The 26,009-nt window shown below is 70.4% G+C and carries 21 protein-coding genes and 1 pseudogene; 11 read left to right on the forward strand and 11 right to left on the reverse strand.

Features of this window, described 5'->3' with window-relative positions; translation table 11 throughout:
- Nucleotides 1–69 precede the first annotated feature (69 nt).
- A complete protein-coding gene (locus BLW82_RS13395; protein ID WP_093499007.1) occupies nt 70–1,452 on the reverse strand; it encodes a cation:dicarboxylate symporter family transporter in 1,383 nt (460 codons plus the stop codon).
- Between the two features lie 151 nt (nt 1,453–1,603).
- On the opposite strand from BLW82_RS13395, the gene BLW82_RS13400 reads away from it, so the two are divergent.
- Nucleotides 1,604–3,229, forward strand: a complete 1,626-nt coding sequence (locus BLW82_RS13400; protein ID WP_093499008.1) for a sensor histidine kinase — start codon at nt 1,604–1,606, stop codon at nt 3,227–3,229.
- Nucleotides 3,226–3,906 (forward strand): response regulator, encoded by a 681-nt coding sequence (locus tag BLW82_RS13405; RefSeq protein WP_093499009.1) that lies wholly within the window; start codon nt 3,226–3,228, stop codon nt 3,904–3,906. The genes BLW82_RS13400 and BLW82_RS13405 overlap by 4 nt, the downstream gene beginning before the upstream one ends.
- 175 nt (nt 3,907–4,081) lie before the next feature.
- Here the strand turns inward: BLW82_RS13405 and BLW82_RS13410 are convergent, their stop codons facing one another.
- Nucleotides 4,082–4,642, reverse strand: coding sequence for a hypothetical protein (locus BLW82_RS13410; protein WP_093499010.1), 561 nt, complete (start codon nt 4,640–4,642; stop codon nt 4,082–4,084).
- Nucleotides 4,643–5,040: 398 nt separating this feature from the next.
- Between BLW82_RS13410 and BLW82_RS13415 the strand changes: the two genes are divergently transcribed.
- The 4 genes from BLW82_RS13415 to BLW82_RS13430 all read left to right on the forward strand — a co-directional run bounded on the left by BLW82_RS13415 (nt 5,041) and on the right by BLW82_RS13430 (nt 8,942).
- Nucleotides 5,041–6,408 (forward strand): extracellular solute-binding protein, encoded by a 1,368-nt coding sequence (locus tag BLW82_RS13415; RefSeq protein WP_177232935.1) that lies wholly within the window; start codon nt 5,041–5,043, stop codon nt 6,406–6,408.
- A complete protein-coding gene (locus BLW82_RS13420) occupies nt 6,405–7,289 on the forward strand; it encodes a carbohydrate ABC transporter permease (protein WP_371131335.1) in 885 nt (294 codons plus the stop codon). The genes BLW82_RS13415 and BLW82_RS13420 overlap by 4 nt, the downstream gene beginning before the upstream one ends.
- Nucleotides 7,290–7,297: 8 nt before the next feature.
- A complete protein-coding gene (locus BLW82_RS13425; RefSeq protein WP_093508027.1) occupies nt 7,298–8,128 on the forward strand; it encodes a carbohydrate ABC transporter permease in 831 nt (276 codons plus the stop codon).
- A gap of 100 nt (nt 8,129–8,228) precedes the next feature.
- The gene (locus BLW82_RS13430) at nt 8,229–8,942 is read left to right on the forward strand and encodes an XRE family transcriptional regulator (protein ID WP_371131336.1); all 714 of its coding nucleotides are present in this window, start codon (nt 8,229–8,231) and stop codon (nt 8,940–8,942) included.
- 84 nt (nt 8,943–9,026) lie between these two features.
- Here the strand turns inward: BLW82_RS13430 and BLW82_RS13435 are convergent, their stop codons facing one another.
- Nucleotides 9,027–10,052, reverse strand: a complete 1,026-nt coding sequence (locus BLW82_RS13435) for an ATP-dependent 6-phosphofructokinase (RefSeq protein ID WP_093499013.1) — start codon at nt 10,050–10,052, stop codon at nt 9,027–9,029.
- A gap of 186 nt (nt 10,053–10,238) precedes the next feature.
- On the opposite strand from BLW82_RS13435, the gene pta reads away from it, so the two are divergent.
- The 3 genes from pta to pyk all read left to right on the forward strand — a co-directional run bounded on the left by pta (nt 10,239) and on the right by pyk (nt 15,108).
- On the forward strand, nt 10,239–12,374 hold the full coding sequence (gene pta, locus BLW82_RS13440; protein ID WP_093499014.1) for a phosphate acetyltransferase: 2,136 nt from the start codon (nt 10,239–10,241) through the stop codon (nt 12,372–12,374).
- Complete coding sequence (locus BLW82_RS13445; RefSeq protein WP_093499015.1) at nt 12,371–13,606, forward strand: acetate kinase; 1,236 nt, start codon at nt 12,371–12,373, stop codon at nt 13,604–13,606. Before pta ends, BLW82_RS13445 begins: the two co-directional genes overlap by 4 nt.
- Nucleotides 13,607–13,680: 74 nt before the next feature.
- On the forward strand, nt 13,681–15,108 hold the full coding sequence (gene pyk / locus BLW82_RS13450) for a pyruvate kinase (RefSeq protein WP_093499016.1): 1,428 nt from the start codon (nt 13,681–13,683) through the stop codon (nt 15,106–15,108).
- Nucleotides 15,109–15,320: 212 nt separating this feature from the next.
- Here the strand turns inward: pyk and BLW82_RS13455 are convergent, their stop codons facing one another.
- The 4 genes from BLW82_RS13455 to BLW82_RS13475 all read right to left on the reverse strand — a co-directional run bounded on the left by BLW82_RS13455 (nt 15,321) and on the right by BLW82_RS13475 (nt 19,655).
- Nucleotides 15,321–16,676 (reverse strand): hypothetical protein, encoded by a 1,356-nt coding sequence (locus BLW82_RS13455; protein ID WP_177232936.1) that lies wholly within the window; start codon nt 16,674–16,676, stop codon nt 15,321–15,323.
- A complete protein-coding gene (locus tag BLW82_RS13460) occupies nt 16,666–17,250 on the reverse strand; it encodes a DUF6114 domain-containing protein (protein ID WP_093499018.1) in 585 nt (194 codons plus the stop codon). The genes BLW82_RS13455 and BLW82_RS13460 overlap by 11 nt, the downstream gene beginning before the upstream one ends.
- A gap of 141 nt (nt 17,251–17,391) precedes the next feature.
- The gene (locus BLW82_RS13465; protein ID WP_093499019.1) at nt 17,392–18,039 is read right to left on the reverse strand and encodes a DUF6230 family protein; all 648 of its coding nucleotides are present in this window, start codon (nt 18,037–18,039) and stop codon (nt 17,392–17,394) included.
- A 644-nt stretch (nt 18,040–18,683) separates the two neighbouring features.
- Complete coding sequence (locus BLW82_RS13475; protein WP_093499020.1) at nt 18,684–19,655, reverse strand: tetratricopeptide repeat protein; 972 nt, start codon at nt 19,653–19,655, stop codon at nt 18,684–18,686.
- A gap of 232 nt (nt 19,656–19,887) precedes the next feature.
- On the opposite strand from BLW82_RS13475, the pseudogene BLW82_RS13480 reads away from it, so the two are divergent.
- Nucleotides 19,888–20,520, forward strand: a pseudogene (locus BLW82_RS13480) (TetR/AcrR family transcriptional regulator); the annotation flags it as partial.
- A gap of 259 nt (nt 20,521–20,779) precedes the next feature.
- Here the strand turns inward: BLW82_RS13480 and BLW82_RS13485 are convergent.
- From BLW82_RS13485 to BLW82_RS13500, 4 genes are all read right to left on the reverse strand, one after another.
- A complete protein-coding gene (locus BLW82_RS13485; protein WP_093499021.1) occupies nt 20,780–22,480 on the reverse strand; it encodes a coenzyme B12-dependent isobutyryl-CoA mutase large subunit in 1,701 nt (566 codons plus the stop codon).
- A 90-nt stretch (nt 22,481–22,570) separates the two neighbouring features.
- The gene (locus tag BLW82_RS13490; RefSeq protein ID WP_093499022.1) at nt 22,571–22,915 is read right to left on the reverse strand and encodes a DUF3817 domain-containing protein; all 345 of its coding nucleotides are present in this window, start codon (nt 22,913–22,915) and stop codon (nt 22,571–22,573) included.
- A 66-nt stretch (nt 22,916–22,981) separates the two neighbouring features.
- Nucleotides 22,982–23,491, reverse strand: coding sequence for a MarR family winged helix-turn-helix transcriptional regulator (locus BLW82_RS13495; protein WP_093499023.1), 510 nt, complete (start codon nt 23,489–23,491; stop codon nt 22,982–22,984).
- Nucleotides 23,492–23,545: 54 nt separating this feature from the next.
- On the reverse strand, nt 23,546–24,769 hold the full coding sequence (locus BLW82_RS13500; RefSeq protein ID WP_093508029.1) for an MFS transporter: 1,224 nt from the start codon (nt 24,767–24,769) through the stop codon (nt 23,546–23,548).
- 96 nt (nt 24,770–24,865) lie between these two features.
- Between BLW82_RS13500 and BLW82_RS13505 the strand changes: the two genes are divergently transcribed.
- Nucleotides 24,866–25,858 carry an ArsR/SmtB family transcription factor gene (locus BLW82_RS13505; RefSeq protein WP_093499024.1) on the forward strand — a complete coding sequence of 331 codons (993 nt, stop codon included), beginning with the start codon at nt 24,866–24,868 and terminating at the stop codon, nt 25,856–25,858.
- The last annotated feature ends 151 nt before the right edge of the window (nt 25,859–26,009 follow it).

The raw sequence follows: 26,009 nt of genomic DNA on the forward strand, positions 1-26,009 counted from the left end.
CCCCCGGCCGGAGGCTGGGGGAGGAACTGCGCGACCAGCCCCCACCGGCCCGCGGCCGACGACGGCGTCCTACGCCTTCGCCAGCTCCTCCCGCTGCTCGGGAAGGTCAGGCGAAACCACCGGCTCGCCCTCGTCCAGCAGCGTCTTCTCGTCGAACGGCAGCTCACCCGCCAGCACCTGCCGCACCCGCCCCTTGTCGATCTCCTTCGTCCACGTGCCGATCAGGACGGTCGCGACCGCGTTGCCCGCGAAGTTGGTCAGCGCACGGGCCTCGCTCATGAACCGGTCGATGCCGACGATCAGACCGACGCCGTCCACCAGCGCGGGCTTGTGCGACTGCAGACCGCCGGCCAGCGTGGCCAGGCCGGCGCCGCTGACGCCCGCCGCGCCCTTCGAGGCCAGCAGCAGGAAGAGCAGCAGCGGGATCTGCTCGCCGACCGACATCGGCGTACCGAGGGCGTCCGCGATGTACAGCGACGCCATGGTCATGTAGATCATGGTGCCGTCGAGGTTGAAGGAGTACCCGGTCGGGACGGTGATGCCGACGACCGGCTTGCTGACCCCCAGGTGCTCCATCTTCGCGATGAGCCGCGGCAGCGCGGACTCGGAGGAGGAGGTGGACAGGATCAGCAGGAACTCGCGGGCCAGGTACTTGAACAGCGTGAAGATGTTGAGCCCGGAGACGACCCGCAGCACCGTGCCCAGCACCACGAAGACGAAGAGCACACAGGTGACGTAGAAGCCGAGCATCAGCACGGCGAGGCTCTTGAGCGCGTCGAGCCCGGCGGACCCGACGACGGCGGCGATCGCACCGAACGCACCGATCGGCGCGGCCCACATGATCATGCCGAGGATGCGGAAGACGAGCCGCTGGATGTGCTCGACACCGCGCAGCACCGGCTGCCCCGCCGACCCCATGGCCTGCAGCGCGAACCCGGCGAGCAGCGCGATCAGCAGCGTCTGCAGCACCTGGCCCTCGGTGAAGGCGGAGACGAACGTGGTCGGGATGATCGACAGCACGAAGTCGACACCGCCGAGCGCCTCGGAGTCCACCTGGGCGTGTCCGGTGGCCTTGAGGGCGTTGGTGATGTGCAGTCCGTCACCGGGGTGCAGGATGTTGCCGACGACGAGGCCGATGGTGAGCGCGACCAGCGACATCACCAGGAAGTAGCCGAGCGCGATGCCGCCCACGGCACCGACCTTGGCGGCCTTCCTCACGGACCCGATCCCGAGCACGATCGTGCAGAAGATGATGGGCGAGATCATCATCTTGATCAGGTTGACGAAGCCGGTCCCGAGCGGCTTCAGCTCGACCCCGGCGTCGGGCCAGACAAGCCCCACGACGATGCCGAGCGCCACCGCGGCGATCACGGCGATGTACAGGTAATGGGTGCGGTCCCGCTTCACAGCGGGTGCGGCAGGTGCCGTATCGGGGGTGCTGGCGGCGGCCACGGCTGCCCTCCTTGACGTCTTCGTCGGTACCACCGGCGTGCGGCTCACGTCCGGGCGATGTGGGGGATGCCGTGACTATCTCCCGGTCTGTGAGGGCGGTCACCCTTCCGTTCATTGAGTTCATGCCCGGCCCGGCAGGCACACTGCTGACATGCGTTTTCCGTCCGTCCCCCGCCCCCGCAGCCTGGCCGGCCAGCTCTTCGCCATGCAGGCCGTGCTGATAGCGGTCGTGGTCGCCGGTTACGCGCTGTTCACGTACGTCAGCGACCGCCACCAGGCGCAGGACGCGGCGACCCGGCAGGCGACGGCGGTGGCCAGGTCGGTCGCCGACTCGCCGTCGGTCCGCGCGGCGATCCACACCGCGCATCCCTCCACCGAGCTCCAGCCGTACGCCCTCCAGGTGATGCGGGGCACCGAGGTCGACTTCGTCACGATCATGACTCCGGACGGCATCCGCTGGACCCACCCCGACGAGACCCAGATCGGCAAGCACTACCTCGGCCACATCGAGGCGGCCCAGCAGGGCCACACCTACAGCGAGACCTACAAGGGCACCCTCGGGGCCTCGGTGCGCACGGTGACCCCAGTGGAGGAGAAGGGCCGGGTGATCGGCCTGGTCAGCGCCGGCATCAAAGTGGAGGCGATCAGCCAGCGGGTCCAGGAACAGGTGACGGCGCTGCTCGGGGTGGCGGCGAGCGCGCTGCTGCTGGGAGCGCTGGGCACGTACGTCGTCAACGCCCGGCTGCGCCGCCACACCCACGGCATGAACGCCGCGGAACTGAGCCATATGCACGACTACCACCAGGCGGCGCTGCACGCGGTGCGCGAGGGGCTGCTGATGCTGGACGGCCAGTACCGGGTGGCGCTGATCAACGACGGGGGCCGGGAGCTGCTGGGAGTGGGCGCCGAGGAGGACGTGGTCGGACGCTCGGTGGCCGAGCTGGGCCTGCCGGCCCCGCTGACCGGCGCGTTGCTGGCTTCTGGCCCCCGGGTGGACGAGGTGCACCTGACGGCGGACCGGGTCCTGGTGGTGAACACGTCCCCGGTCTCGGGCGGCGAGCGGCGCGGCACCGTGGCCACCCTCCGGGACGTCACCGAACTCCAGTCGCTGATGGGCGAGCTGGACTCGGAGCGAGGCTTCACGCAGGCGCTGCGCTCACAGGCGCACGAGGCGGCGAACCGCCTGCACACGGTGGTCTCGCTCATCGAACTCGGCCGGGCGGAGGAGGCGGTGGACTTCGCGACCGCGGAACTGGAGCTGGCGCAGGCGCTGACCGACCAGGTGGTGGCCGCCGTCAGCGAACCGGTCCTCGCCGCTCTCCTGCTGGGCAAGACCGCCCAGGCGAACGAGCGGGGCGTGGAGCTGGTGGTCTCGGACGAGAGCCGGCTGGATGACGGTTTGCTACCGGAGAGCCTGTCGGCGCGCGATCTGGTCACCGTCCTCGGCAACCTGATCGACAACGCGGTGGACGCGGCCCAGGGGACGGTCAGGGCACGCGTGACGGTGACCGCGTACGCGGAGGACGCGGAATTGGTGATGCGGGTGACGGACACGGGCGCGGGGGTCGACCCCGCCCACGTCGAGCTGGTCTTCCAGCGCGGCTTCTCGACGAAGCCGGCGGGGCCGGGCGGACGGGGGCTGGGCCTGGCCCTGGTACGGCAGGCGGTCGTACGGCTGGACGGCACCCTGACGGTGACGGAGGCGCCGGAGGGCGGAGCGGTGTTCGAGGTACGGCTGCCGTTGCGGGAGTCGCTGGCGGGGGGCGAGGCACGATGACCGGCCAACCGATCAGGGTCCTGGTCGTCGAGGACGACCCGGTGGCCGCGGACGCGCACGTCATGTACGTGGGCCGGGTGCCGGGGTTCGTGGCGGTGGGCAAGGCACACACCGGGGCGGAGGCGCGCCGCATCCTGGACCGCACGCCGGTGGACCTCCTCCTCCTCGACCTGCACCTGCCGGACGTGCACGGCCTGCAGTTCGCGCGCTCGCTGCGCGCGGCGGGTCACCAGGCGGACGTCATAGCGGTGACGTCGGCGCGCGACCTGACGGTGGTCCGGGAGGGCGTCTCGCTGGGCGTGGTCCAGTACGTCCTGAAGCCCTTCACCTTCGCGACCCTCCGCGACCGCCTCACCCGCTACGCGGAGTTCCGCGCCGCGGCGGGCGAGGCCAGCGGCCAGGACGAGGTGGACCGCGCCCTGGCGACGCTGCGGGCACCCACCCCCGCGGCGCTCCCCAAGGGGCTGAGCGCCCCGACCCTGGAGCGGGTCACTGTGGCACTGCGGGAGTCGGCGGAGGGGCTGACCGCGGCGGCGCTGGCGGAGAGCGTGGGGATCTCCCGGATCACGGCCCGGCGCTATCTGGAGCACCTGGTGGAGGCGGGGCGGGCTGGGCGGAGTCCGCTGTACGGGCAGGTGGGGAGGCCGGAGTTGGTGTACCGGTGGGGGAAGCGGTGAGTCTTTCGGCCTGGCCGCGGGCCTGGGCGGCTTCGGTGGGGGCGCCGGCTCGGGCGTAGGCGCCGGTGTCGGCGTAGGTGTCGGCGTCGGCGGCTTGGAGGCACGATGGCCTCATCCGGGCGACCATCCTCGCGCAGGGCAGAGCCCAGGTCGTCGCGCACACTTGCCTGCGGTGTCAGGCCACGGTCCGGGCCGATCTCGCCGGCCTCATGTACAGCAGCACCTGCACGCCGAGCCCCGCCACCGCGAGCGCCTCCAGCACGGACAGTCCGACCAGCAGTCCGCCGCCGTCCCCGCCCGCCCAGAACACCACCAACGCGGCCAGCGGCACCGCGCAGAACGCCGTCAGGTCGATCACGGCCTGGATCGTCTTGCGGGTCCGCCGCCGGACGTCGGTCCGGTGGTACGCCTCCCAGCCGAAGGTGCTGAAATCCGTATCCCGGGCGGACAGTCGAGCGAGCCGCGGCCCCAACTCGTCCCGCACGTAGAGCCCGATCGCCGAGATCTTCTCGTCGTTGACCAGGTAGGTCCATCCGAGCACCACACACACCGGCGGCAACGCCAGCAGCATCGACGCCTGCTTCGCCTGCGCCGCCGCGGCGATGACGGCGGCCACGACCGCAAGTGTCACGTAGAGCAGGTTGTCCCTGAACCCGATCCGGGCCCTCTGCTCGTCCTTGACCGTCTGGTACTCGGCGAGCAGCAGCTGCCCGACGGTGACGCCCTGCTCCGGCATACGGCTCTCCCCACCCGATCGGCCGACCCACGCGGGACGACCATAGCGCCTCCGACCTGGCCATTCTCCACTTCGCTCGTTTTCGTGCAGGCGTCGTCGGACGCCGAACGGGCCGCGTCCGTGTCGGTGCGGGTCCTGCGCACCCACCAGTCCCGGAGCGCCACGGCTCCGGGGAGGATCCCTTCACTCCGCGATCGGCCGGCGCCCGGCAGAAGTCCTCGTGCCGGGCGGGCATCCACGCGCCGAAACCCGTCACGAGGCGGCCGGCCGTGGAGCGCATCCGGAACATCGTCCACTGCACGCACATTGACCTGACTAGACCACTCCACTTACCTTCACACGGCAAGAGAGACGAACCCCCAGGCCACAGCGCAGTGGCCGCCGAGGAGGTCGTGCCCGTGCGCCCCACCGCCGTCAGCATCGTTGCCCTCGCCGTCGTCACCGCCGCCGCCTCGCTCAGCGCGTGCGGCAGCGGGTCCGGAAGCAGTCCGGACACCGTGAAGGTCTCGTTCAAGCAGTCCATGGACAACTCCGTCAAGGTGACGGACACCTATCTCGCCGGCATCAAGAAGCAGTTCGAGAAGCAGTACCCGGGGAAGAAGGTCGAGCTCGTCCCCATCAAGGCCTCGGACGCGGACTACTACACCAAGCTCCAGCAGATGCTGAGATCCCCGCGGACCGCTCCCGACCTCGTCTACGAGGACACCTTCCTCATCAACTCGGACATCACCAGCGGGTATCTCAAGCCCCTCGACTCCTACCTGGCCAAGTGGAAGGACTGGGGTCAGTTCATCGACACCGCCAAGTCGGCGGCCAGGGGCGAGGACGGGAAGACGTACGGCGTGCCGGACGGCACCGACACCCGCGGACTCTGGTTCGACAAGCGGGTGTTCGAGAAGGCCGGGCTGCCGGCCGACTGGCAGCCGAAGAACTGGGACGACGTGCTCGCCGCCGCCCGCACGATCAAGCAGAAGGTACCCGGCGTCACGCCCCTCAACGTCTACACCGGCAAGGCCGCCGGCGAGACGGCCAGCATGCAGGGCTTCGAGATGCTGCTGTACGGCACCAACGACGGGACCAGCGACCCGCTCTACGACAAGTCGAGCAAGAAGTGGATCGCCGGGAGCCAGGGGTTCAGGGACGCGCTGTCCTTCGTCCGGACCGTGTACAAGGACAAGCTGGGCCCGGACGTCTCCGACGCGCTCGACCCCAACTACCGGAACACCGTCTGGGGTGAGCTCATGCCCCAGGGCAAGCTGGGCATCAACCTCGACGGGTCCTGGCTGCCCCAGAACTGGCTCCAGGGCAGCGGTCACGAGTGGCCCGACTGGTCCAGGCAGCTCGGTCTCGCCTACATGCCGACCCAGCACGGCCAGGCCCCCGGCAAGGTGAGCATGTCCGGCGGCTGGACCTGGGCCATCCCCGCCAAGGCCGGCAACCCCGATCTCGCCTTCGACTTCATCAAGACCATGCAGACCAAGGCGAACGCCCAGAAGTGGTACATCGCCAACTCGGGGATCGCGGTGCGCAAGGACGTCGCGAGCGACCCGTCGTACACGTCCGCCCAGCCCGGCATCAAGTTCTTCACCGATCTCGTCGCCAGTACGCACTACCGGCCCGCCTACACGGCCTACCCGAAGGTCTCCACCGCCATCCAGGAGGCCATGGAGAGCGTGACCACCGGTGACGCGTCGGCCGACAAGGCGGCGGGCACCTACGATGCGACGCTCAAGGACGTCACCGACGGCCAAGTGGTCACCCAGTGACTCAGCCGGTGAGGCATCCCGTGGTCACCCGGCGCATCGCCCGCGGCCTCCCGCTCGCCCCCGCCCTGGTCCTGATCCTCCTGTTCCTGGGCGGGCCGATCGTCTACTGCGCCTGGATCGCCTTCACCGACCTCCAGCTCACCGGCCAGGCGCACTCCTCCTTCGTCGGTTTCGCCAACTTCCGCAGGGCGTTCCGCGACGACGCGTTCCTGAACGCGGTCTGGCTGACCCTGGTCTTCACCGTGCTGTCCTCGCTCGTCGGGCAGAACACGCTGGGCCTCGCGCTCGCCGCGCTGATGCGGCGGGCGTCGAAGCCGGTGCGGACGCTCACCGGGGGCATCGTGGTCACGGCGTGGGTGCTGCCGGAGGTCGTCGCCGGATTCCTGCTGTACGCCTTCTTCCGCAAGGAGGGCACCCTCAACGCCGTCCTCGGCCTCCTTCATCTGCCGTCGCAGAACTGGCTGTTCACGCTGCCCATCCTGGCCGTGTCGTTCGCCAACGTGTGGCGGGGCACGGCCTTCTCGATGCTGGTCTACTCCGCCGCCCTCGACGAGATACCGAGCGAGATCGAGGAGTCCGCGGAGGTGGACGGCGCCGGCGGCTGGCGGCGGATGTGGCACATCACGCTCCCCATGATCCGGCGGTCCATCGGGACGAACCTGATGCTCAACACCCTCCAGACGCTCTCCGTCTTCGGGCTGATCTGGGTGATGACCCGGGGCGGCCCCGGCGGCAAGAGCCAGACGCTGCCCCTCTTCATGTACGAACAGGCCTTCCAGAACAGCATGATCGGGTACGGGACCGCGGTCGCCCTGCTCCTTCTCCTGGTCGGTTCGCTCTTCTCCGTCGTCTACATGCGCCTGCTGCGCACGGAGGTGTGAACCCGGCCATGCCCCGCCGTCAACGCCGTGCGCACCGGCTCGCCGCCGACCTCGGGCTGCTGATCGTGGCCGCCGCCTTCGTGCTGCCGCTCGCCTGGGTGGTCCTCTCCGCCGTCGACCCGCACGCCGGCCTGCGGGTGCGGATCCCGGACGGGTTCACCTTCGGGAACTTCGACGCGATCCTCACCCCTGACATCACCTACACCCCGTTGCTCAACAGCCTGATCCTGTGCGGCGGCGCAACCGCGCTCACCGTCGTCTGCGCCGCCCTCGCCGCCTACCCGCTCTCCCGCTACCGCTCCCGGTTCAACCGCCCGTTCCTGCTGTCCGTCCTGTTCGCCACGAGTCTCCCCATCACCGCGATCATGGTGCCGGTGTACGCGCTGTTCGTCCGGATCAACCTGATCGACACCATGCAGGGCACGATCCTGTTCTTCGCCGCCTCCCAGCTCCCCTTCGCCATCTGGCTGATGAAGAACTTCATGGACGGCGTCCCGAAGGAGCTGGAGGAGGCCGCCTGGACGGACGGCGCCAACCCCCTGCAGTCGCTGGTGCGCATCGTGCTGCCGCTGATGGGTCCCGGGCTCGCCGTCGTCACCGTCTTCGCCTTCGTGATGATGTGGGGCAACTTCTTCGTCCCGTTCATGCTGCTGCTCTCGCCTGACCAGATGCCCGCCTCGGTCTCCATCAACGACTTCTTCGGCAACCGTGGCATGGTGGCGTACGGCCAGCTCGCCGCCTTCTCCGTCATCTACTCGACGCCGGTGATCCTGCTGTACGTGCTGGTCGCGCGCCGGCTGGGCGGCGGGTTCGCGCTCGGCGGGGCCGTCAAGGGATGACCAGGTGAGCAGCGTCCGTGAATCCGTACATTCCCACAATCCGTGTTCCTGGCCGAACGGACCGTAGTCAGCGCCCCCGGACACCCCTACCTTGTCGGCTGTGCGCCGACCCCCAGCTCTGCCGAACCAGCCAGGTCCTCCCTTCAACGCCCCCGCCGCCCGCAGACTCCGTGCCGCTCTCGGCATGGGGCCCCAGCACGTGGCCCACGATCTGCGGGCCTCGTACGGGCTGCCGTACGCCACGCCCGATCTCGTCCTCGCCTGGGAGCGCGGGACGGTGATCCCCAGCAGTCCCGAACTCACCGCGCTGGCAGGCGTGTTGTGGTGTGCCCCGGGCGAACTGATCGACCGGCCGCGCACCCTGCGCGAACACCGGATCGCCTGCGGGCTGGCCCCGGAGGACGTGGCCCTCACGGTCGGCCTCGACCTCCTCGGCTATCTCGCGATGGAGGAGGACGAGGACTGGCAGGGCACGGAACGGCAGTCCACCGCCCTGGCCGACATGCTCAGCCTCTCCCTGCCGGACTACGTCACCGTCACCGGCAAGGAGGAGAGACTGGCGGAGCTGCTGCGCAACGCGGTGACCACACGCTGGCAGGCCTACGTCCGCCAGGTGGGCAAGGTCGTCCCGCTCGACAAGCGCCTGATCGAGGACGCGCTGCGTGGGCTGCACGAGGAGTACCAGGGCCAGATGACGGCGACCCTGGCCTGGGGCGACATCCCGACGACCGACTCGGCGGAGGACAAGGGCAGGAACTTCCTGACCGGGATCGTCGCCCACTTCTGGAACAGGGTCGAGGACAAGCGCTCCTGAAGGGGCGCGGGGCTGTGGTCGTCATGCGGCTCCGCCGCGTGGGCGCGACAGCCCCCGCGCCCGCGCCGGAAGCAGACCGCAGCCCTAGAAGACGGACTCCGCCTCGTCCATCCGATCCTTGGGCACCGTCTTCAGCTCGGTCACCGCCTCCGCGAGCGGCACCATCCGGATGTCGGTCCCCCGCAACGCGGTCATCCTCCCGAAGTCCCCCCGGTGCGCCGCCTCCACCGCATGCCACCCGAACCGCGTCGCGAGGACGCGGTCGTAGGCCGTCGGCGTGCCGCCCCGCTGGATGTGTCCGAGGATGACCGGCTTGGCCTCCTTGCCGAGCCGCCGCTCCAGCTCGTACGCCAGGGCCGTGCCGATGCCCTGGAAGCGCTCGTGGCCGTACTGGTCGATCTCGCCCTTGCCGTAGTCCATCGTGCCGTCGGCGGGGTGAGCGCCCTCCGCCACGCACACCACGGCGAACTTCTTGCCGCGCGCGAAGCGCTCCTCGACCATCTTGACCAGGTCGGCGGGGTCGAAGGGCCGCTCGGGGAGGCAGATGCCGTGGGCGCCGGCCGCCATCCCGGACTCCAGGGCGATCCAGCCGGCGTGCCGGCCCATCACCTCGACGACCATCACCCGCTGGTGGGACTCGGCGGTGGTCTTGAGGCGGTCCATCGCCTCGGTGGCGACGCCGACCGCCGTGTCGAAGCCGAAGGTGCGGTCGGTGGAGGAGATGTCGTTGTCGATGGTCTTCGGGACGCCGACGACCGGCAGGCCCGCGTCGGACAGCATGCGCGCCGCGGTCAGCGTGCCCTCGCCGCCGATCGGGATCAGCGCGTCGATCCCGAACTCCTCGACCATGTCGGTGGCCCGGTCGCACGCCTCGCGCAGCCGGTCCCGCTCCAGCCGCGACGAGCCCAGGATGGTGCCGCCGAGGGACAGGATGCCGCCGACCGCGTCCAGGTCGAGGGTGCGGTAGTGGCCGTCGAGCAGGCCCCGGAAGCCGTCCTCGAAACCGATGACCTCGTCGTCGTACTGGGCGACGGCCCGGTGCACCACCGATCGGATGACGGCGTTCAGGCCGGGGCAGTCGCCGCCTGCGGTGAGAACTCCGATGCGCATGGTGGTGTGTCTCCTGCTCGCTGTCGTTACCGGTGAGCCGATCCGATTGTTTCATGCCGTACGGGGCGGTGAAGGCCTGGCGGGCGCCTTATCCGGCGCCGGGGGTATTGTCAAGAGCGTTCCGCTCACCCCGGTGGGCGATTTTCATGCGGCCGCACACAAACCACACAGAGACGGAGTGCACACGTGACGCGCAGCGTGTACGTGACCGGGATCGACCGCGGCGACGGCCGTCAGGTCGTCGAGCTGGGCGTGATGGAGCTGCTGACCCGGCAGGTCGACCGGGTCGGCGTCTTCCGCCCGCTCGTCCACGACGGTCCCGACCGGCTGTTCGAGCTGCTGCGTGCGCGGTACCGCCTCGCCCAGGACCCGGCGACCGTCTACGGCATGGACTACCACGAGGCCTCCGCCCTGCAGGCCGAGCGCGGCGCCGACGAACTGGTCTCCACCCTCGTCGACCGCTTCCACCTGGTCGCCCGCGACTACGACGTCGTCCTCGTCCTCGGCACCGACTACGCCGACACCCAGTTCCCGGACGAACTGTCCCTCAACGCCCGGCTCGCCAACGAGTTCGGCGCCTCGGTGATCCCGGTGGTCGGCGGCCGCGACCAGAACGCGGAGTCGGTGCTGGCCGAGACCCGCAACGCGTTCCGGGCGTACGACGGTCTCGGCTGCGACGTGCTGGCGATGATCGCCAACCGGGTCGCGCGCGAGGACCGGGACGAGATAGCCCGGCGGATCGACGGGCGGCTGCCGGTGCCGGTGTACGTCCTGCCGGACGAGCCCGCGCTGTCCGCGCCCACGGTCGCCCAGATCGCCCACGCGCTCGACGCGAAAGTGCTGCTCGGGGACGACTCGGGGCTGGCCCGGGACACCCTGGACTTCGTCTTCGGCGGGGCGATGCTGCCGAGCTTCCTGCCCGCCCTGACCCCGGGCTGCCTGGTGGTGACCCCGGGCGACCGCGCGGACCTGGTCGTCGGCTCGCTGGCCGCGCACAGCGCCGGCACCCCGCCGATCGCCGGCGTGCTGCTCACCCTCGGCGAGCGGCCCACCGACGAGATCCTCACCCTCGCCGCCCGGCTCGCCCCCGGCACCCCGGTGCTGTCCGTGCCCGGCAACAGCTTCCCGACCGCCGCCCAGCTGTTCTCCCTCGAGGGCAAGCTGAACGCGGCCACCCCGCGCAAGGCGGAGACCGCGCTCGGCCTGTTCGAGCGGTACGTCGACACCGCCGGCCTCGACAAGCGGGTCTCGGCGCCGAGCACCGGGCGGCTCACCCCGATGATGTTCGAGCACAAGCTCCTGGAGCAGGCGCGGTCCGCCAAGCGGCGGGTGGTGCTGCCGGAGGGGACCGAGCCGCGGGTGCTGCGTGCGGCGGAGGTGCTGCTGCGCCGGGGGGTATGTGACATATCACTGCTCGGCCCCGTCGACCAGATCCGCAAGAACGCCGCCGACCTCGGCATCGACCTCGGCGACGCCCAGCTGATCGACCCGTCCACCTCCGAACTGCGCGACGCGTTCGCGGAGCGGTACGCCCTGCTCCGCGCCCACAAGGGCGTGACGGTGGAGCTGGCGTACGACGTGGTCGCCGACGTCAACTACTTCGGCACCCTGATGGTGCAGGAGGGGCTCGCGGACGGCATGGTCTCCGGGGCCGTGCACTCCACGGCGGCGACCATCCGCCCGGCCTTCGAGATCATCAAGACCAAGCCGGGGTCGTCGATCGTCTCGTCCGTCTTCTTCATGTGCCTGGCCGACAAGGTGCTGGTCTACGGCGACTGCGCGGTGAACCCGGACCCGGACGCCGAGCAACTCGCCGACATCGCCGTCCAGTCGGCGGGTACAGCCGCCCAGTTCGGGGTGGCGCCGCGGATCGCGATGCTGTCGTACTCGACGGGCACGTCGGGTACGGGGGCGGACGTGGACAAGGTGCGGGCGGCGACCGAGCTGGCGCGCTCGCGCCGGCCCGACCTGAAGATCGAGGGGCCGATCCAGTACGACGCGGCCGTGGAACCGTCGGTCGCCGCCACCAAGCTGCCGGGTTCGGAGGTCGCCGGGCAGGCCAGCGTGCTGATCTTCCCGGACCTCAACACCGGCAACAACACCTACAAGGCCGTGCAGCGGTCGGCCGGCGCGATCGCCGTCGGACCGGTGCTGCAGGGGCTGCGCAAGCCCGTCAACGACCTGTCCCGGGGCGCCCTCGTCCAGGACATCGTCAACACCGTCGCCATCACGGCGATCCAGGCCCAGACCCCGGCCGAGTCCCCTGAGGCCCCCACCGGGTCCCAGGCCGCGTCCCCGAGCGAGAAGGCAACCGCCCAGTGAGTCCCAGTCCGACCCGTGTCCTCGTCCTCAACTCCGGTTCCTCGTCGGTGAAGTACCAGTTGCTGGACATGCGGGACAGCAGCCGGCTTGCGGTCGGTCTCGTCGAGCGGATCGGCGAGCAGACCTCACGGCTGAGGCACACCTGCCTGGACAGCGGTGACACCCGCGAGACGGTCGCCCCGATCGCCGACCACGAGGCCGCCCTGAAGGCCGTGGGCGAGGAGCTGACGCGGGACGGGCTCGGGCTCGACTCGCCGGAACTGGCCGCGGTCGGGCACCGGGTGGTGCACGGCGGGTTGTTCTTCACCGAGCCGACGGTGATCGACGACGCGGTGCTCGCCGAGATCGAGCGGCTGATCCCGGTCGCCCCGCTGCACAACCCGGCCAACCTGACCGGCATCCGCACCGCGCGGGCGCTGCGCCCGGACCTGCCGCAGGTGGCCGTCTTCGACACGGCGTTCCACACGACGATGCCGGAGTCCGCGGCGCGGTACGCGATCGACCCGAAGCTCGCCGACCGGTACCGGATCCGCCGGTACGGCTTCCACGGTACCTCGCACGCCTACGTGTCCCGGGCGACCGCGCGGCTGCTGGGAAGGACACCGGAGGAGGTGAACGTCATCGTGCTGCACCTCGGCAACGGGGCGTCCGCGTCGGCCGTCCGGGCCGGCCGGTGCGTGGACACCTCGATGGGCCTGACGCCTTTGGAGGGGCTGGTGATGGGGACCCGTTCCGGTGACCTGGACCCGGCCGTCATTTTCCATTTGGCGCGAGTTGGCGGAATGTCCATGGACGAGATCGACACTCTTCTCAACAAGAGGAGTGGTTTGTTCGGTCTGTGCGGTGACAACGACATGCGGGAGATCCGGCGCCGGATCGACGAGGGCGACGAAGCGGCCCAACTCGCCTTCGACATCTACATTCACCGCCTGAAGAAGTACATCGGCGCCTACTGCGCCGTCCTCGGCCGGGTCGACGCGGTGGCCTTCACCGCGGGCGTCGGCGAGAACGCGGCCCCGGTGCGGGAGGCCGCGGTGGCGGGCCTGGAGGGGCTGGGGCTCGCGGTCGACCCGGAGCTGAACGCCGTACGGGCGGACGAGCCGCGGCTGATATCCCCCGCCGGCGCACGCGTCGCCGTCGCGGTGGTGCCGACGGACGAGGAGCTGGAGATCGCGACCCAGACGTACGCGCTCGTCGGTACCGGATCGGCACCGGTCGGAAATAACAGCTGAGCACATTAGCGCCCATTTGTATCTTCCACCAGACGGAATATTCCGTAGCGAAACAAACCGATAGGATCGCCCCCATGCGCCGTTCGAAAATCGTCTGTACTCTCGGCCCCGCGGTCGACACCCACGAGAAGCTCGTCGCCATGATCGAGGCGGGCATGAACGTGGCCCGGTTCAATTTCAGCCACGGCTCCCACGCCGAGCACCAGGGGCGGTACGACCGTGTCCGGGCCGCCGCCAAGGAGACCGGCCGTGCCATCGGCGTCCTCGCCGACCTGCAGGGCCCGAAGATCCGTCTGGAGACCTTCGCCGAGGGACCGGTGGAGCTGGAGCGCGGTGACGAGTTCGTCATCACGACCGAGGACGTCCCGGGCGACAAGACCATCTGCGGTACGACCTACAAGGGCCTGCCGGGCGACGTCTCGCGCGGCGACCAGATCCTCATCAACGACGGCAACGTCGAGCTGAAGGTCACGGACGTCGACGGCCCGCGGGTGAAGACGATCGTCATCGAGGGCGGTGTCGTCTCCGACCACAAGGGCATCAACCTGCCCGGCGCGGCCGTCAACGTGCCCGCGCTGTCCGAGAAGGACGTCGAGGACCTCCGGTTCGCGCTGCGCATGGGCTGCGACATGGTCGCGCTGTCCTTCGTGCGGGACGCCAAGGACGTCGACGACGTGCACCGGGTGATGGACGAGGAGGGCCGCCGGGTCCCCGTCATCGCCAAGGTGGAGAAGCCGCAGGCGGTGGAGAACATGGAGGGCGTCGTGATGGCGTTCGACGCCGTCATGGTGGCCCGTGGCGACCTGGCCGTCGAGTACCCGCTCGAGAAGGTCCCCATGGTGCAGAAGCGCCTGATCGAGCTGTGCCGGCGCAACGCCAAGCCGGTGATCGTGGCGACCCAGATGATGGAGTCGATGATCACCAACTCCCGCCCGACCCGCGCCGAGGCCTCCGACGTCGCCAACGCGATCCTGGACGGCGCCGACGCGGTCATGCTCTCCGCCGAGTCCTCCGTGGGCGCGTACCCGGTCGAGACCGTGAAGACGATGTCGAAGATCGTCCAGGCGGCCGAGCAGGAGCTGCTCAGCAAGGGCCTGCAGCCGCTGGTGCCGGGCAAGAAGCCGCGTACGCAGGGCGGTGCGGTAGCCCGTGCGGCCTGCGAGATCGCCGACTTCCTCGGCGGCCGCGGCCTGGTCGCCTTCACCCAGTCCGGCGACACCGCCCGTCGGCTCTCGCGCTACCGCGCGCAGCAGCCGATCATCGCCTTCACCACCGACGAGAGCACCCGCAACCAGCTCACCCTCAGCTGGGGCGTGGAGTCGCACGTGGTGCCGTTCGTGAACAGCACGGACGAAATGGTAGACATGGTCGACCAGGAGCTCGCCAAGATCAACCGCTTCAACGCGGGCGACACCGTGATCATCACGGCCGGCTCGCCCCCCGGCGTCCCGGGCACCACCAACATGCTCCGGGTCCACCACATCGGCGGCATCAACAAGTGACGCACCCGTAAGGGGCCTTGTACGACACCGAGGGCGCTCCCTGTGGCCAGGGGGCGCCCTCGGCGCGGGGTTCGAAGGAGAAGGCGATCGTCTCTCCGTCTGCTCCTGCCGGGGGAACTCCGGCGGGGCGACGGACAGGGCTGTGCCCCGCCGAGTCGGTACTCGGCGGGGCACAGCCCTCTTGCGGCTCCCGGAGGGGTCCGTGGTGGCGCTCAGCCGGTTCCGTCGGTGGTGTAGACGTGCATCCCGGGCACGTGCAGGGTCCCGCCGAACTGGGCGGCCTGGACGACCTTGACGTTGGTGAAGTAGATCAGCGGGATGTTCAGCGGCGGCGGGTTGTCCACGTCGAACGTGATCGGAATCAGGCCGAAGAGGTTGCCGGAGATGGACTGCGTGTACATCGTCGTGGCGCCGCCGGTGATCGTGGACTTCGAACCGGCGGCCGCCTGCACGTGGTAGGTCTTGCCGATCCTTGTGTCCTTGACCGTCTGGTGCAGGTCACCGATGTCGGTGCCGCCCGAGATGACGTACTTCAGCACCTTCTTCGTCTCGCCGCCTGCCGTCTTCACCTCGACGATGCCCTGGTAGTCGGCGCCCTTCAGGGTCAGCGAGCTGGCGCTCAGGTACCAGGGGTCGTCCGCGACGGCGACCTTGTTGTCGACACCGCTCACGTCGTCGGTGGCGACCTTGCAGCCGTCGGCAGACTTGCTGGAGCTCGCGGACGGGCTCGGCAAGGCGCTGGACGTGGCGTCCCCGGCCGCCTTGGCGGCGTCCTTGGTGACCTCGCCGGCCGCCTTGGTCGCCGTGTCGGTGGTGTCCTTCACCGTGTCCGTGACCTTCTTGACGGTCTTGGACACGGTGTCGGAGCCGCTGTCCTTGCTCGACGAGGACGACGAGGAGGACGAGTCCGAGGACGCGGACGCCGACGGCGAGGGGGCGCTCGTGGTGGAGTCCGACGAGGACGAGCCCGTCGTGCCGCCGCCGCTCAGGATGCTGCCGATCGCGTCGCCGATCGAGCCCAGCAGGCCGCCACCGCTGCTGCTGCTCGCGGAGGCCGACGGCGACGGGGTCGCCGTGCTGCCGGAGCCCGACGAACCGGAGGACCCCGACGAGCCCGAATGGGACGAGGACGACGACTTGGACGCGGACGGCGTCGGCGTGGCCGCGTCGTCGGAACCTGAATCCGACGAAGACGACTTGTCCGACGACGACGTCGAGTCCTTGGCGCCTTGCGACGCGGTCGCCGACGGCGAGGCCGAGTCCGTGGCCTTGTCGCTCGCCGACGCGGAGGGCGACGCCGAGTCCAGGGCGGAGACGCAGTCCTTGTAGTCCTCGGCCAGGCTCTTCGAGGACGCCGACGACGTGCTGTTGGTGTCGGCGATCGCGAGCGAGGACGTGAACCCGAAGCCCATGAGTACGGCCGTCGGCATCGCCACGGAGGCGATCGCCTTGCCCGCCGGCATGTGGAACCTGGTGAACAGCGGCTTCCTGGGCGCCGCATGCCGCGGCCCGGTTCTCACACGGGACTCGTCCACATCAGTCCCGTGGGTCACCTCGTCAGCCGGCACTGTGCCTCCCGTTCGCCCCGTTCACCGGGCTCGTTCCTGACAGGTCGTTCTCCCCCAGCGGCGCCAGGCCCTGGGAGGTACCCCCATCGCTCGCGCCGTCCGTCCCCGGGTAGTGAGCGGCCTCCACCGGGGCGTCGTCCCCGGCCGGCGGGATCTCGCCCTCCGGCTGCGGCTTCGGGGGCGCGCCCGGAGACCAGGCCACGGCCATCGCTCCACCCACGAGGGCGAACAGGAAGCCCATGACGAAGCCGCCGAAGTTGGACACGGGGAGGGACACCAGCGCCAGCAGGATCGCGGCGATTCCCGCGAACGTGCGAATGTGCTTCTGGAACCACAGGCTGACGCCCAGGACGACGAGCAGCACACCGATGATCAGGGATCCGGCGCCCGCGGTGGTCGACATCGCCACCGTCAGGTTGCCGAGATGAAGGTGCGCGTAGGGGAAGTACATGATCGGGAAACCGGCGAGCAGGATGTACAGACCGGCCCAGAACGGCCGCGTGCCCCGCCAGGAGCGGAACTGCAGCCTCCGGCGGGTGAACTGGCCGGGTGCGGCAGGAGTCTCGGCGCTCATGGAAAACAGCTCCCTGGTGCGGCGTTGCTGTGGTGGTGATGCTGTGTGGTGCGGTGGTGATTCCTTGTACCGCGTGTGAAGACCGTGGGATGAAGGGGGAGGGCGGGGGTGCCGTCGGCGCCCCCGCCCGTCACGGAGTGCTTAGTAGCACTCCGCTCCCTTCGTCGAGATCGACATGTGCAGGCCGCTCAGCTTGAAGGTTCCGGCAGTGGTGGCCCACGCCGTCTGCTTCACGCCGGACAGCGAGGCGTGGTCCGCCTCCTGCGCGAACCCGTTCGGGTTCGTCTGCTTGTTGGCGACCTCGTCCGACTTGATGCCCGGACCCTTGGTCGAGCTGCCGGCCGCGACACCGATGTTGATGTTGGTGAACGTCGCGTCGGCGCTCAGGTCGTCGAGGTCGATGTACAGCTTGCTGGCCTCGACCGGCTTCTTCGCGTCGGCGCCCGCGTGCAGGATCAGGCTGACGTTCCCGAAGATCGGGACGTTCGGCGTGACCACGGACTGGCACAGGTTGGTGATGGTCGCGCTGTTGAACGCCGACACCGCCACCGGGTGGATCGTCTTGTCACCGGCGAGGGTGACACCCGAGTCGACAGCGCCGTACTGAACGAAGCCGTCGCCCTCGAGCTGGTCGGCCGTGACCTTGAACTGCTGGCCCGACACACTGAACGACGCGGCGAGAGCACCCTGCGCGAGGGCGACACCTATACACGCCGTGGCGGCGACGCTGGGCACCATGACCACAGCGAACCGCTTCCATCTGGTCCCGCCACGCACCTGGGACTCCATATTTCCTCCTTCTCGGACGTACATCTCCTGGCCCGGTCTCGCCCCCAACGGCGGCTCAGCCGGGCAGGGATGGGAGAAGTGCTACGTCCTCGGAAGGGGAGCGCCCGTACTCGGAGGCACGAACGCACCTCGATCACCGGCGATCACCCCCGAGCGACAACCACTGGTCGCGCCTGACACGCATCACGCACAACCTTGCTGGACAGGCTTCGCGGTGAGGCGAAGACCCCCCTGCCCAAGAGACGGCGTCACTGCCGCCGACTCTGCTCGGTGGGGACCCAGATGAACCCGCGGCCCGACCGGCTGTCGGGGTACGGGAATGGACCGAGCGTCGCCGATCGTGGTGCATTCTCGCCGCCCGCACAAGGGGCTTCGTTACTCGGTAGTAACGGCCGGATAACCGAAGGAGGACCCACCGGTCTCGGAAAGCGACTCTGGGTGGCATTCGGGGGCGGAGCAAAACAGTTGATCGGTGGACGAAACCAGACAGACCAACAGCGCTGATTTACTCCGAGTAACAGCGGCCGCGATTACCAAGATTTGGTAAAGAGCGGCCGCTGCGGCCCCGCCTCGGCGAATCTTTCACTCGGGCATCACAGGACGTGACGTTTAGCGACTGGTCAGCCCTGTGTTCAGATCGTTGTCTAGAAGAGCGCGCGCGCCAACGCCCTGCGCGCTCCCACAACCCGCGGGTCGTCGGTGCCCACGACCTCGAAGAGCTCAAGAAGCCGCCGCCGTACGGCGTCCCGGTCGTCCCCGGCCGTCCGCTGCACGGTCTCGATCAGCCGCCCGAAGGCGTCCTCGACATGCCCGCCCACCAGATCCAGGTCGGCGGCCGCGATCTGGGCCCCGGCGTCGGCCGGCTTCTCGGCCGCGTCCCTGCGCACCTGCTGCGGGTCCATCCCCTGCACCCGCTGGAGCAACTCGGCCTGCGCGAGCCCGAGCTTGGCCTCGCTGTTGGCCGGATCGTCGCTCAGCACGTTCTTGTACGCCTGGACCGCGCCGCCGAAGTCGCCCGCGTCCAGCGCCTGGACGGCGGCTTCGAGAAGCGCGTCGTACGGACCCGCCGACACGGTGGGCTCCGGCTGGGCGCCCGGCTCCGCGTCGGGGTCGACGACGAGGCCGGTCAGTCCGAACCGCTCCTCGGCGACCTGCACCAGCTGGTCCAGCGTCCCGCGGATCTGTTCCTCGCCCGCCGCACCCTGGAAGAGCGGCAGCGCCTGCCCGGCGACGACGGCGAACACCGCCGGGATCCCCTGGACCCCGAACTGCTGCATCAGCATCTGGTTGGCGTCGACGTCGATCTTCGCCAGCAGGAAGCGGCCGTTGTACTCGACGGCGAGGCGCTCCAGGACCGGGCTCAGCTGCTTGCAGGGCTGACACCACTCGGCCCAGAAGTCGATGACGACAGGGACTTCGGCGGACCGCTGCAGGACATCGCGCTCGAAGCCGGCTTCGTCGACGTCGATGACCAGATCGGCCGGGGAGACGGCGCCGGTACCACCCTGCCGGGCCGCTTCGGCGCGCGCCTGCTCGGCCTTGGCCTTGGCCTCTTGGGCCGCCTTGACCGCGGCGAGGTCGACGACGCCGCTCATGGACATGTTCCGTGGCTGCATGCGTCTATCCTCCCCCGATCCCGCGCGTGTGTGAAAAACGTTGTGAAAGCCGGGCCGAACATCTGTGCTTCAGCGGCGCCGGGTCCCCACCCCACGCCATGGTCGTCGCCCGTGCGGTCGGCCACGAGCTTTCGCTACGACCCGTAGCGTAATGCCATCCGGCACCCGCGCGACACCACTTTCCGGTGATCTCCCTCACGGCATCACGGGAAACCCCGGTTATGGTCGTGGGATGCAGAGCCGCACCCCCGCCGGACGTACCGGCCGCCCGCGCAGCGCCGCCGCGGACGCCGCGATCCTGGAGGCGACGCGGCAGGCGCTGGTCGATCTGGGCTGGTCCAAGCTCACCCTGGGAGACGTGGCCACGCGGGCCGGGGTTGCAAAAACGACTCTCTACCGCCGCTGGGCCGGCAAGAACGAACTCGTCGTCGACGCGGTGGCGGAACTCTTCGACGAACTCGAACTCCCCGACCGCGGCAGCCTGGCGAACGACATCGAGGGCGTCGTGCTGCAGTTCGCGGCGATCCTGGACCGCCCGGAGGCCCGCAGCGGCCTGATGGCGGCGGTCGCCGAGTCGACCCGCGACGACGCACTGCGGGAACGTATCCGCGCGTCCATCGTGGACCGCCAGAAGCGGCTGGTCCTGGAGGGCCGGGCCCGTGCGCAGTGCCGGGGCGAACTCCCCACCGAGCCGGACCCGGAGGAGGCCGCCCGCACGGTGGACCTGATCTTCGACATGGTGGCGGGCGCGGTCGTCCACCGCACCCTGATGAGCGGCAAGCCGGCGGACGAGGAATGGGTGCGCGACTTCACCCGCGTCCTGCTCCTGGGCCTCGCCGCCGAGCCGACGGCCGAACCGACCGGAGCGGCCACCTCTCAACCCACCGAGCCGCCCGGGGCACCCACTTCCCGACCGACCGAGCCGACCGGGGCCCCCACTCCCCGACCGACCGAGCCGACCGGGACACCCACTCCCCGACCGACCGAGCCGACCGGGGCGCCCGCTTCTCAGCCGACCGAGTCGACGGGGGCGCCCGCTTCTCGGCCGACCGAGTCGGGTGGTGGGTGGGCGTAGGTCATGGGGGTCCAGGGGGCGGAGCCCCCTGGTACGCGGCGGTACGCGGCTAGAACCCGGCCGGCTCCGTGTACACCCCCCACTCGTCCCGCAGCACCCCGCAGATCTCGCCCAGGGTCGCCTCGGCCCGTACCGCCTCCAGCATCGGCTCGATCATGTTGGCCCCGCCCCGGGCGGCTGCCAGCATCGCGTCCAGGGCGGCACGCACCGCGCCCTCGTCCCGCGCCGCGCGGCGTGCGCCCAGCACCCGTACCTGCTCCCGCTCGACCTCGTGCGAGACGCGGAGGATCTCCAGGTCGCCGGTGACCGACCCGGTGTGCACGTTGACGCCGACGACCCGCTTGTCGCCCTTCTCCAGCGCCTGCTGGTACTGGAAGGCGGACTCGGCGATCTCGCCGGTGAACCAGCCGTCCTCGATCCCCCGCAGGATGCCCGACGTGATGGGCCCGATCGGGTGCCGCCCGTCCGGATGGGCGCGCAGCCCCCGCTCCTTGATCTGGTCGAAGATCTTCTCGGCGTCGGCCTCGATCCGGTCGGTGAGCTGCTCGACGTACCAGGAACCGCCCAGCGGGTCCGCCACGTTGGCGACCCCGGTCTCCTCCATGAGCACCTGCTGGGTGCGCAGCGCGATCTCGGCGGCCTGCTCGCTCGGCAGGGCGAGGGTCTCGTCCAGGGCGTTGGTGTGCAGCGAGTTGGTCCCGCCGAGCACGGCGGCCAGTGCCTCCACGGCGGTCCGCACCACGTTGTTGTACGGCTGCTGCGCGGTCAGCGAGACACCGGCGGTCTGGGTGTGGAAGCGCAGCCACTGCGCCTTCTCCGACCGGGAGCCGTAGACGTCCCGCATCCACCGCGCCCAGATCCGGCGCGCGGCCCGGAACTTGGCGATCTCCTCGAAGAAGTCGACGTGCGCGTCGAAGAAGAAGGAGAGGCCGGGGGCGAAGACGTCCACGTCGAGGCCGCGGGAGAGCCCCAGCTCGACGTACCCGAAGCCGTCCGCGAGCGTGTAGGCCAGTTCCTGCGCGGCCGTCGAGCCCGCCTCGCGGATGTGGTAGCCGGAGACGGAGAGCGGCTTGTACGCGGGGATGCCGGTGGCGCAGTACTCCATCAGGTCGCCGATCAGCCGCAGATGGGGTTCGGGCTGGAACAGCCACTCCTTCTGGGCGATGTACTCCTTGAAGATGTCGGTCTGGAGCGTGCCGTTGAGGACCGACGGGTCGACGCCCTGCCGTTCGGCGGCGACCAGGTACATGCAGAAGACGGGCACGGCGGGCCCGCTGATCGTCATGGACGTCGTGACGTCGCCGAGGGGGATGTCCTTGAAGAGGACCTCCATGTCGGCGGCGGAGTCGATGGCGACCCCGCAGTGCCCGACCTCGCCGAGCGAGCGCCCGTCGTCCGAGTCCCGGCCCATGAGGGTCGGCATGTCGAAGGCGACGGAGAGACCGCCGCCGCCGTTGGCGAGGATCATCTTGTAGCGCTCGTTGGTCTGCTCGGCGTTGCCGAACCCGGCGAACTGGCGGATCGTCCAGGTCCGCCCGCGGTAGCCGGTCGGATACAGGCCGCGCGTGAAGGGGTACTCCCCCGGCCAGCCGATCCGCTCGAATCCCTCGTAAGTGTCCCCTGGTCGGGGCCCGTACACCGGCTCCACGGGGTCCCCGGAGAGCGTGGTGAAGTCGGCGTCCCGCTTGCGGGCCGCGTCGTAACGGGCCTGCCAGCGTCGGCGGCCCTCCTCGATGGCGTCAGCGTCCATGCTTCGAATTTACTAGGACGTCCTAGTAAAAGTCGATGGGGAACCGCCGTACGGGTGTCCGCACGGCGGTACGGCCCGGGGGGCTGTGGCCTAGGCCTGGACCTTCGCGGCCACCGGAGAACCCTCGGTGACCTTGGCGTCCAGCTCGCGGGTGACCTTGCGCTCCACGAAGAAGGCGGCGGTCGGGATGGTGCCCGCCAGCAGCACCCACAGCTGCTTGCCGACCGGCCACTTCGCCTTGGAACCCAGGTCGAAGGCGAAGACCAGGTAGACGACGTAGAGCCAGCCGTGCGCGATGGCGACGACGCGCGTGACGTCGGCCGCACCGTCGATGTCCAGCCCGTACTTGGCGATCATGCTCAGGCACAGCAGCACCAGCAGCACACCGGTGACGTAGGCCAGGACGCGGTAGCGGGTCAGCACGCTCTTTTTCATGGGGACGAGCGTAACCACCCGTTCCGGGAGATCTTGCCCCGGGTCACTCCTGTGCGCGGGGTGCGTTCAGTCCTCCTCGAAGTCGTTCGCGGCGACCCGCAGCGGCCGCAGCATCGCGAAGATCTCCCCGCACTCCTCGGCGTCGTACACCCCGAGCCCGAAGTCCATCGCCATCAGGTCGCGGGTGGCCGCCTCGACGACCTCGCGGCCCTTCTCGGTGATCGTGGCGAGCGTGCCGCGCCCGTCGTTGGGGTTGGGCCGCTTGTCGACCAGACCGGACCTCACCAACCGGTCGACGGTGTTCGTCACCGAGGTCGGGTGCACCATCAGCCGCTCGCCGATCTTCGACATCGGCAGCTCGCCGGCCTTGGAGAAGGTGAGCAGCACCAGCGCCTCGTAGCGCGCGAACGTCAGCCCGTACGGCTTGACCACCGCGTCGACCTCGGCCAGCAGGATCTGCTGGGCCCGCATGATCGACGTGATCGCGGCCATCGACGGGACGTTTCCCCAGCGCTGCTTCCAGAGGTCGTCGGCACGGGCGATGGGGTCGAAGGGGAGACTGAGAGGCTTGGGCACGTGACCGACCCTACCGGCCGGTCATATAGCGGTCAGCCCTGTCTCGGCTTTCGGTCACCTCCCGGCCCGGTCGCCTCCGGCGGGGCGGGCCGGGGACCGCCGGGCCGCCGCCGCCAGGCCGCAGCAGCACACCGTCCCCACCACCCCGGCGCCCGCCACGGCCGACCGCACCCCCACGGCCTCCGCCGCCAGCCCCGCCAGCGTCATGCCGACCCCCTGCAGGGTCATCAGCCCGGCGCTGAGCACGGTCATGGCCCGGCCGCGCAGTTCCTCGGGCACGGCCCGCACGAACCACTGGTCAAGGCCCAGCGTGTACGCCGACCCGGCCCCCGACGCCAGCAGGAGCAGCAGCGAGAACGCGAGGGACGGGTGCAGGGCGTACCCCAGGTACGGCAGCAGGGTGAGGCAGACCAGCGGGAGGGCGATCCGCTCCCGGGCGGCGGGGCCGAGCCGGGCGCCGGCGTACAGCTCCCCGGCGACGGTACCGACCGGCAGCGCGCACATCAGCAGGCCGAGCCCCGGGGACCCGGAGCCGAGCGCGTCGGCGTAGGGGGCGGCAAGGGCCTCGGGGACGACGGCGAACATCGCCGGGACCCAGAAGAGGAGGAGCAGCAGGCGGATGCGGCGGTCGGCGAGCAGCTGCCGGGTGCCGCCGCGCTCCCGGGCCTGCGCGCGGGCGGGGCGGCGCCGGGTGCCGAGGCGCAGCAGGACGGCCGAGGCGAGGAAGGTGCCGACGGTGATCAGCAGGGCGTGCCGCGGGGTGAGGACGGCCAGGAGCAGCCCGCCGAGGCCGTAGCCGACCAGCAGGGCGCTCTGCGCGACGATCCGCAGCAGGGAGCGGCCGAGCACGAACAGGTCGCCGCCGCCGAGGATGTCGGAGAGGGTCGCCATCCGGGTACCGGCGAACACCGGCGAGACGACGGCGAGGGCGCAGCGCAGCCCGAGCAGCACCCCGATGCCGGTTCCGGGGACCGCCATCACGACGACGCACCCCGCGCACACCAGGTCGCACACCACCAGCACCCGGCGGGCCGGGAACCGGTCGGCGACCGGGGCCAGCAGCGTGCCGCCGACCAGGTAGGGCAGGAAGCCCAGCGCGAAGGTCAGGGCGCTGAGCAGGGGTGATCCGGTGAGGTCGTACACCAGCACGGACAGCGCGATCTCGCTGACGATCACGCCGAGCATGGACAGCACGTGGGCGGCGAAGACGGCACGGAACTCGGGCACGGCGAGGACCCGGCCGTAGCCGGCGGTTCTCTGAAGGGCAGGCGCGGACATGAACGGCAGCGTGCCCGTGCCCAGGCCCACCGCTTAGAGTTTCGGCACCACCCGAATCTTCGTTCCTTCACCCCTTCGCCCCGGAACGGTCCCGCCATGCCCTCCCACCTCCATTTCGACGAGGACGACTTCCTGCGCTGCCGGTTCGCGGTGTCGCCGCTGTGGGAGACGCAGGAGGCGGTGCGCACGCTGCGGCGGCCGGACCGGCACGGCTATCACGCGCCCTGGCTGCGGCGGATCAGGGCGGTGGCGGCCAGTCTCGACCTGACCCCGCTGTGGCTGCTGATGCCCCGGCGCGGCCACTCGCCCGACTGGCTGGTGGCACCCCCGACGGGCCCGGCCGCCTCCGTCGAGGAGGAGCTGGCGGCCCTGCGGGCGGTGGACCCGGATACGGCCCGGGCGGACACCGCGCGCTCCCTCGCGGACACGCCGGGCGCGCTGGAATCGGCGACCGGGCGGGCCTGGCTGGCCGATCCGCCGCGCCTGGTCCGGGAGGTGACGGACGCGCTGGAGGAGGCCTGGCAGGTCCTGGTGGCCCCGGACTGGCCCCGGCTGCGCGCCCTGCTGGAGGCGGACATCGCCTTCCACTCCCGGCGGCTCGCGGAGGTCGGCCTGGGCGGGCTGCTGCCGGAGATCCACCACCGGTTCGGCTGGCGGTCCGGCACGCTGACCGTGGCCTCGCCCGGCGGCGCGTACGAGCGACGGCTGGGCGGGCAGGGCCTGGTGCTGATGCCGAGCGTCTTCACCTGGCCGGACGTGGTCAGCACGTTCGAGCCGCCGGCCCGGCCCACGGTGGTCTACCCGGCCCGGGGCATCGGCGGCCTGTGGACCGACCCGGCCGCGGCCACGCCCGACGTCCTGGTACGGCTGCTGGGCCGGGGCCGCGCCACCGTGCTGGCCGCCCTCGCCGAACCGGCCACCACCACCGCCCTCGCCCACCGACTGCGCCTCGCCCCCTCCTCGGTCTCCGCCCACCTGACGGCCCTGCGCGACGCGGGCCTGCTGACCGCACGCCGCTACGGCCACCAGGTGCTGTACGAACGGACCCCCCTGGGCATCGCACTGGCCTCGGGACCGCGACGCGAGTAGCGGGCCCCCGTCGACGGCTCCCGTCACAGCCTGCTGCGGTTCGCCAGCGCCCCGAGGGGGCAGCGCCCCGAAGGGGCGCGGGGAACTGCGCGACCAGCCACGACGACGCCGCAGACGACAGACGGCACACCGCCCCGCTTCCAGTGGCGCG

This window comes from Streptomyces sp. Ag109_O5-10 (assembly GCF_900105755.1).
Taxonomy (GTDB): Bacteria; Actinomycetota; Actinomycetes; order Streptomycetales; family Streptomycetaceae; genus Streptomyces.